This is a genomic window from Accumulibacter sp. (genome assembly GCF_032229525.1).
In the GTDB taxonomy this organism is placed as follows: domain Bacteria; phylum Pseudomonadota; class Gammaproteobacteria; order Burkholderiales; family Rhodocyclaceae; genus Accumulibacter.
Window position 1 is genome coordinate 1 of the sequence record NZ_JAVTWB010000152.1, and the last position, 7,781, is coordinate 7,781.

Annotated in this window: 6 protein-coding genes; all 6 read right to left on the reverse strand. The window is 63.2% G+C overall.

Translation table 11 applies throughout. From position 1 onward, the window contains the following. Nucleotides 1-219: 219 nt before the first annotated feature. Complete coding sequence (locus RUW20_RS11690) at nucleotides 220-1,542, reverse strand: ATP-binding protein (protein WP_313952397.1); 1,323 nt, start codon at nucleotides 1,540-1,542, stop codon at nucleotides 220-222. Next, nucleotides 1,543-2,154 carry a chemotaxis protein CheC gene (locus tag RUW20_RS11695; RefSeq protein ID WP_313952398.1) on the reverse strand — a complete coding sequence of 204 codons (612 nt, stop codon included), beginning with the start codon at nucleotides 2,152-2,154 and terminating at the stop codon, nucleotides 1,543-1,545. Then, nucleotides 2,151-2,519, reverse strand: coding sequence for a response regulator (locus tag RUW20_RS11700; protein ID WP_313952399.1), 369 nt, complete (start codon nucleotides 2,517-2,519; stop codon nucleotides 2,151-2,153). The genes RUW20_RS11695 and RUW20_RS11700 overlap by 4 nt, the downstream gene beginning before the upstream one ends. 48 nt (nucleotides 2,520-2,567) lie before the next feature. Beyond that, nucleotides 2,568-6,851 carry a PAS domain S-box protein gene (locus RUW20_RS11705; protein ID WP_313952400.1) on the reverse strand — a complete coding sequence of 1,428 codons (4,284 nt, stop codon included), beginning with the start codon at nucleotides 6,849-6,851 and terminating at the stop codon, nucleotides 2,568-2,570. After that, nucleotides 6,848-7,114, reverse strand: a complete 267-nt coding sequence (locus tag RUW20_RS11710; RefSeq protein ID WP_313952401.1) for a hypothetical protein — start codon at nucleotides 7,112-7,114, stop codon at nucleotides 6,848-6,850. The genes RUW20_RS11705 and RUW20_RS11710 overlap by 4 nt, the downstream gene beginning before the upstream one ends. Further along, a partial coding sequence (locus RUW20_RS11715; protein ID WP_313952402.1) for an ATP-binding protein occupies nucleotides 7,111-7,781 on the reverse strand: 671 nt, incomplete at its 5' end. The genes RUW20_RS11710 and RUW20_RS11715, both read right to left, overlap by 4 nt.

Here is a 7,781-nt window from a genome sequence, read left to right on the forward strand (position 1 = left end):
GGGGGGGGGGGGGGGGGGGGGGGGGGGGGGGGGGGGGGGGGGGGGGCGCCGCCCCGCCGCAGCTGCTTCCGGCGGGCTTTGATCCGTGGCGGACTTGTCGATCGTCATGTTGCTCTTTCCGGAGCCTCATATGGCGCTCCTGTCGGGGTGCGATCGCTGGCTTGCCTTGCCTTGGCAAGGCAAGGCATTGGCTGTTCCTGGTTTTCTGACGCTTCGGTGTTACTGCGCTGCTGGTTCACCCTGCTTGACCGGCAACCAGATCCTGAAGCGTGTACCCTCTCCAACGACCGAAGTGAGTTCGATACGCCCGTGGTGCTTCTGTACGATATTGTAGGATACCGACATGCCGAGTCCGGTTCCCTTGCCAACCGGCTTGGTGGTGAAGAAGGGCTCGAAAATCCGCTTCTGGACATCCTCGCTCATGCCCTGCCCGGTGTCCTTGACCTCGACCCAGACCATGTCATCCTGGTGTCCGGTGGACAGGGTGATGGTGCCCATGCCCCGGCTTTCATCAAGTGACTGGACGGCGTTTACGATCAGGTTCATGAACACCTGATTGAGTTGCGCGGCCAGGCACTCGACCGGCGGTAGTTGACCGTAGTTCTTGTCGACGGTGGCTTTGTACTTGACTTCGTTCCACACCACGTTGAGGGTGGAATCCAGGCCGGCGTTGAGATCGGCGTGCTGCCAGTCCGCCTCATCGACGTGCGAGAAGTCTTTCAGGTCCTCGACGATCTTCTTGATCCGGAACAGGCCGTCCTCGCTTTCCTTGATCAGATCCGGCAGGTCTTCCTGCAGGAAGTCGAGGTCCAGTGCCCGCTTGATTTTCCTGATCTCGGCCAGAATCTCCGGGTCGTCGATCCGCGCTTCAGCCGGTTGGTAGGCGGCGATCAGTTTCAACATCTGCGCGCAGTATTTCTTCAGTGTCTGCAGGTTGGAATTGACGAAACCGACCGGGTTGTTGATTTCGTGTGCGATACCCGCCGCCAGCTGGCCGATCGACGCCATCTTCTCCGATTGCAGAAGCTGGTTCTGCGCGGTTTCGAGTTTCGCGATCAGTTGCCGCTGCGCGTCCTTCTCCTGGTTCAGGGCGGCAATGGCGTCGTGCAGACCAAGCTGTGCCATCGCGGTGTCGGTGTAATCGAAGACGGTGCCGCAAACCAGCGACACCTCACCGCCGGAGAGGCGCAGCGGCAGGAAGGTGACGTTCTGGCGCATCGACTCCATGCCGCCGGTAATCGGCCGGTTGTGGGGGAAGCGAAACAGGTAGGGGCGGAGTTCCCACAAGGTGAAGGCGTTGTGGCCGAGAACAAAGACGCTTTCCAGCTTCTTCTCCAGCCAGGGGCGCGGTAACTCGGGAAACATGACGAAGAGGTTCTGTCCCAGCATCGCGGCGCTCGATTTGCCGCTGTGGACCGCCATGAAGCGGTTCCAGAGCGCCACGCTGCCGGAACGATCGACGGCGAAGATGCCGACGTCGATGCGCTCGACCAGGGACTGAAGCAGGGCGACCGACTCGGCGGAGGGGGCTGGTGAGTTCACTCAGAGCTCCTCGATGAAGCGGTCAAGGGCCAGCCGCAGGGCGGCGATCGCGTCTTCCGGCATCAGCATCACCAGATGGCAGCGGAAGGCGCGCTTCTCCAGCCCGAAGCGCACTTCCACCAGCAGCGCGCAGCGCGCGGCAATGGCGTCCGCCTGCAACAGTTTGCTGGTCGCGACCTGGTCGGCGAGCAGCGACGGCGCCGAAAAACCGATCTCGGCGCGCAGCAGCTCGGCAATGCCGCCGAGGCAGGCGCCCACCAGCACGTTGCTGATATCGAGCAACAGCTCGCGGCTGGCCGGAGCATCGAGTGCGTCGCCGTAGGAAAGCAGCTCGGCGAGGTCGCTTGCCGAATGCTCGGCAAAGATGACGATCGCCTCGCCACGCAATTCGCCGAGGAAAGCCTGGCGCACTGCCGAGGCGACGCCGTCGCCCGCCAGCGCCGCCAGCGCCGCCGGAATCTCGGCGGCGTCCACGGCGCTGATCTGCGGCACCGAGAGTTCGACGAAGGTACCGAGCACCTGGGCAATCGACGCGCCAGCCTGTCCCATGCCGATGTTTGCAATCTCCTGCAGGGCGTCGCGCTGGTCGCTGCTGATAATTTCCATGCTCATACGACCAGCCCATATTCCTTGAGCACGGCTTTGACCCGGACGGGATCTACCGGCTTCTTGATGAAGGCGATGGCGCCCATCGAACGGACGCGCGCCTGCGCCGCGTCCTGGATATCCGCCGAAACGACAATCACCAGACAGTTGAGGTCCTCGCGACGAAGTGCTTCGAGCACCTGGTAGCCGTCCATGTCGGGCATGTTCAGATCGAGAAAGATCACGTCGAGTCCGCCTTGCCGGTAGGCCGACAAGGCTTCGATGCCATTCGCGGCTTGTGTGACGGTGATGTCCCAATCCGGTGGCAGCGCGCGAATCAGCATCTTGCGCGCCATCGGCGAATCGTCAACAACCAGAACCGAAACCGACATCTCATCCTCCCTGGATCATGTGATTAATGTGAAAGTCGCGTACGCGACTCACGAATCTCCCTTCTCCCCAGCGCGGGAGAAGGGCCGGGGAAGAGGGGGACGGTCATGACTTTCATGATCTGGGGTATCTCGACATGTCATGACCGTTACCTCAGGGTCGCGGTGCTCGACCGGCACCCAGAGCTTGAATCGAGTGCCCTGTCCCGGCGTCGAACTGAGCTCGATGCGACCATTGTGCTTGTGCACGATGTTATAGGAAAGGGACATGCCCAGTCCTGTTCCCTTACCCACCGGCTTGGTGGTGAAGAACGGTTCGAACACTCGCCGCTGTACTTCCTCGGTCATGCCGCGACCGGTGTCCTTGACTTCAACCCACACCCAGTCGTCCTGATGGCCGGTCGACAGGGTGATCGTTCCCATCCCCTTGCGGTCATCAATGGCGTGCGCGGCGTTGACGATCAGGTTCATGAACACCTGATTGAGCTGCGCCGCCAGGCACTCGACCGGAGGAATCGTGCCGTAGTGTTTGTCGACCCGCGCCTTGTATTTGACCTCGTTCCATACGACGTTGAGGGTGGAATCCAGGCCGGCGTTGAGATCGGCATGCTGCCACTCCGCTTCGCTGACGTGCGAGAAGTCCTTCAGGTCCACGACTATCTTCTTCACCCGGTGCAGGCCGTCCTCGCTTTCCTTGAGCAGGGCTGGCAGATCCTGCTGCATAAACTCGAGGTCCAGTGTCTCCTTCAGGTCGGCGATCCTGGCCAGGGTGTCGACATCCCCGATCGTCGGCTCGGCGGCCTGATACGCGACGATCATTTGCAGCATTTGTTCGCTGTAGGTCTTGAGCGTTTGCAGATTGGAGCTGACGAAGCCGATCGGGTTGTTGATCTCGTGTGCCACACCGGCCGCCAGTTGGCCGATCGACGCCATCTTCTCCGATTGCAGCAGCTGATTCTGCGCTTCTTCGAGACGCTGGTTGAGCAACTTCAGCTCGGCGTAGTTGTCTTCCAACTCCCTTGCCGCACGCCGGCTCTCGGTTACGTCGACGCCGAAGGAAAGGAGCATCTTGACTTCGCCGTTCTCGCGCATGACCTGCGAGCTCCAGCTTACCAGGCGTCGCGATCCGTCGCGGATGACGATCGAGTTCTCCGGCTGGTGCTGGATCGCCTCGCCGGTCTGCAGGGCATGGTCGATGGCGGTGCTATCCTCGTCCCGGCCCTCGGGCGTGGCGAAGACGTCGACCCAGCGCTGGCCGATCACTTCATCGGGCGCATAACCGGTCAATCGCTCGGCGTGGTCGTTGAACAGGATGATCTCGCCCGATCGGCCAAGACCGATGATGAAGCTCGGTGCCAGGCGGACGACCTCTTCTGACCACGCTTTTTCCAGAAGCAGGGCATCGGCAGCCAGTCTGCGCTCGGTAATGTCGCGTAGCAGGCCGATGGCGTGGAGCTTGCCCCTTAGCACGGTCGATGACAAGGACAAATCAACCGGGATCTCGTCACCGGCGCGATTCAGCGCCACCATCTCGGCTGTTCCGCCGAGCATGCTGCCCGGCGTACCCTGCTGGAAACGCTCGTAGGCGGCCAGGTGCGCGGCACGAAAGCGGCCGGGCAAGAGAAAATCGGAGAGCCGCTGGCCCAGGGCTTCGGCACTCGTCCAGCCAAAGATGCGCTCGGCCGCCGGGTTCCAGTACGACACCAGACCGGCGTCGTCGACCATCACCACCGCATCCTGGGCCGAGTCGGTGATGGTGCGAATGGTGTGTTCCCGTTCCTGCAGGTCGGCGTAGGATTGCTGCAATTCCCGGGTGCGCTCGCCGACCAGCGCCTCGAGTTCTTCGTTGCTGCGCCGCAGGGTCTGCTCGGCGGCAAGTAAGTCGGAGATGTCGACCGCCGAACCGACGATGCCGAGGAAAGTGCCATCGACGCCGTGACGCGGCAGGATGTGCACCCGGAGATGGCGATACTCGCCGTCGACCCGGCGGAAACGGAAGACCTGCTCGATGCCGCTTTTCTGCGCTTTCACCATTTCGATCAGGGTCAGCGCGTCGGCTCGCTGGTCGCGGTGAATGCCCTGGGTCCACTCCTCGCGCGCCGCTTCGCCGGCCGATCTCCCGGCAAACGCCACCCAGGCGCGGTTGTAGTAGCACTCGCCATGGGTGCTGCTGGTCATCCAGATCATCACTGGTGCGCTGTCGGCCAGCGAGCGGAAGCGTTGTTCGCTCTCGCGGCGGCTCGCATCGGCCAGATCGCGCGCCCGGACCGCTTCCTCGAGCGCGGCAATCTTCTCTTCCATCGCTTGCCCGTGCGTGTCGCTCATCGTTTGCAGCGAGCGGAAGTAGTCGACCTGCTCGCGCAGCTGTTGCGGCGTGATCTGCAGATCGGCGACCTGGCTGGCCAGGGTGGCCTGCAGCGCTGCGGTTTCGCGGTCGCTGAGGCGCAGGGTTTCGCTGGCCGCCTTGCGCGCCATGGCCGCGCCGATCGCACCTGCCAGGGTCCGCTCTGCCCGGGCAGTCAGTTCGAGATAGGCTGCTCCGGAAAGGCTGGTCTCTCCCTCGGCAAACGCACCCTGCTGCACCCGCTCGATGGCCAGCGTCGCTTCCTGTCTCGGCAGATAGCGCGAAAACAGGTTGTCGATCTGCTCGCGCACCGTCGCGCAAGCGATGCGCAGCTTGCCGGCACTGTCGCTTTCGCGTCTCTGCGGTTTGTCGAACGGCGCCCTGAAGGCGTGCGCTATCGCCGCTTCGTCGCTGTCCTGCTGGCCGAGCAGCGAGCCGACGACGTAGCCGGAGACGTTGAACAGCAGCGACCAAAAAGCGGTGTTGGCGTACGGCGACCCCAGATCGAGGCCGAACAGTGCTTGCGGCCGCAGGAATTCGATCGCCCAGGGTCCGGAAGTCAGCCATTGCGTATCGCCAAAGCCGCTGCGTACGACGGCGGGCAAGAGCAGGGTGTAAGCCCAGGTTGCCCAGCCCAGCGCCAGCCCCCACCAGGCGCCACGCTTGTTGCCGCCGGTCCAGTAGAGGCCGCCAATTCCGGCGGGAACGAACTGCAGCAGCGCGGCAAACGAGATCAGGCCCATCTGGATCAGCAGGTAGCTGTCCTCCAGGCCTTGCTGAAAGAGCTGCGCTGCGGTGAGCATGAGAGCGACCAACAGCCAGCGGATCGGCAGCAGGCCGCCGCGCAGATGTTCGCCGATCAGGCCACGGTCGATCAGTGGCAGGACGATGTGGTTGGAGAACATCACGGCCATCGTCGTGCAGGCGACCATCACCATGCCGAGGGCCGCGGAGAATCCGCCGAGAAACGCCAGCAGGGTCAGGGCCGGGCCGCCGCGGTCGAAGGGCAGTCGAATCACGAACCAGTCAGCCTCGCCGAGTGGATAGCCGAGGAGCAGACCGCCGACCGCGATGGGCAGCACGAAGAAGGACATCAGCAGCAGGTAGAGCGGAAAGACCCACATCGCGGTCATCAGATGGCGCTCGTCCTGATTGCCGACGATCATCACGTGAAACATCCGCGGCAGGAAGATGATGGCTGCCATCGACATGACCAGGTAGGTCATCCAGGTCACATAGCTGTTGCCCGCCAGAGGTGTGTCGACAAAGCGCTGCTGTAGCGCGGGGTCGGCGGCCAGGCGCGCCAGAAGGTCGGTCAAGCCATCGAACAGGCCCCAGGTGACAAACACGCCGACAGCGATGAAGGCCACCAGCTTGATCATCGATTCGACGGCCAGCACCGCTATCAGCCCGTGCTGATGTTCCAGCGAATCGACTCGCCGGAGTCCGAAGGCGCAGGTGAGCAAGATCACCAGCACGACGATCATTTCGTCGGCGTACTGCCAGACAGCGAGATGCTCGTGCTCGACGCCGGTGAGCACAGCGAAGGATTCCACCAAGGCCCGCAGTTGCAGGCCGATATAGGGCACCATGCCGATCAGCAGCACCAGCGTGATGAAAGCGCCCATGCTCACCGAATGGCCGTAACGCTGCGTGATCAGGTCAACCACGCTGGACAAGCGGTAACGGTGGCGCAGGCGGATCATGCGTCGCACCACTACCCACGATCCCAGCATGACCAGCGTCGGGCCGAGATAGATGGTGGCGTAGAGCATGCCGCTGTTGGCCGCGCTGCCGACGCTGCCGAAATAGGTCCATGAGGTGCAGTAGACGGTCAGCGAAAGGGCGTAGAGCCAACCCTGGCCGACCATCCGGCGATCCTGCGCTGCCCGGCGCTCGGCCCAGCCGCCAGCGGCGAGGAGAGTGGCGACGTAGGCGACGATCGCTGCCAGCAGCCAGAGTGGCGAAAAGCTGCCGTGCTGGGTAATCATCGCTCGTCCTCGGGCTCTTCGCCGCTCGCCGCTGGAGGCAGGCTGCGACGCAGGCTTCGGGAAACGGCAAAGATGAGGCCGACCAGCACGCCCCAGATCACAAAGACGTAGAGAAACATGGCAATCACGCCGCGTGCCCCGGCAATCTGGATCAGTGGCCAACCGACGAGGAAGGCGCTTACCCAGACCAGCGCGACCTGCAGCAGCGGGTCGGCGAGCGGATGCGCCTTTCGCTTGCTGGCGCGTGCTGTGCTCGTCGTCATTCGGGCAGGCTCACTGTGACCGTGGTGCCAAGCCCGGGGGTGCTGTCGAACTCGATCTCACCGCCATGGGCGCGCACGATATCGCGCGCCACCGTCAGCCCCAGGCCTGTTCCCTTGCCCACCGGCCGGGTGGTGAAGAACGGGTCGAAGACCCTTGACAGGACCTGTGCTTCGATGCCGACGCCATTGTCCCGCACTGCGATGACCGTCTGCTGGCCATCGGAGCGGCTGCAGACCCGCAGCTCGCCATCCGCCCCCTTCTTTTCTATCGCCTGCACGGCGTTGGTGAGTACCGCCAGGAACGCTTGCGCCAGATGTCCGGGCAGACAAAGGAGCGGTTTCAGAACGCCCAGCTCGCAGATCAGTGCAGCGCCAGGAGGCAGTTGCTTTTCGGCCATTCTGCACGCCGTGCTGAGCAGGCCGTTGACATCGACGACGTCCTCCTCCGGTTGGTCTACGTGGGAAAAACCTTTGAGATCATTGACGATGCGGGCTACCCGGTCGATGCCATCGATGCTGTCGCGCAGCAGCTCGGCAAAATCTTCAAGTGTGAAGTCGGTATCGGTCTCCGCCAGGATCGCTTCGCCACCCGGCAGCGCCTTGACCCCGGAGGCCAGCTGGCGAAGCTTGTCGAGATAAGTCTGCGCGGTGCCCAGGTTGCTGCGTA

Excerpts from the sequence above, each read along its gene's own strand:
- RUW20_RS11695 (WP_313952398.1), bottom strand. The coding sequence starts at position 2,154 with ATGAGCATGGAAATTATCAGCAGCGACCAGCGCGACGCCCTGCAGGAG.
- RUW20_RS11700 (WP_313952399.1), bottom strand. The coding sequence starts at position 2,519 with ATGTCGGTTTCGGTTCTGGTTGTTGACGATTCGCCGATGGCGCGCAAG.
- RUW20_RS11705 (WP_313952400.1), bottom strand. The coding sequence starts at position 6,851 with ATGATTACCCAGCACGGCAGCTTTTCGCCACTCTGGCTGCTGGCAGCG.
- RUW20_RS11710 (WP_313952401.1), bottom strand. The coding sequence starts at position 7,114 with ATGACGACGAGCACAGCACGCGCCAGCAAGCGAAAGGCGCATCCGCTC.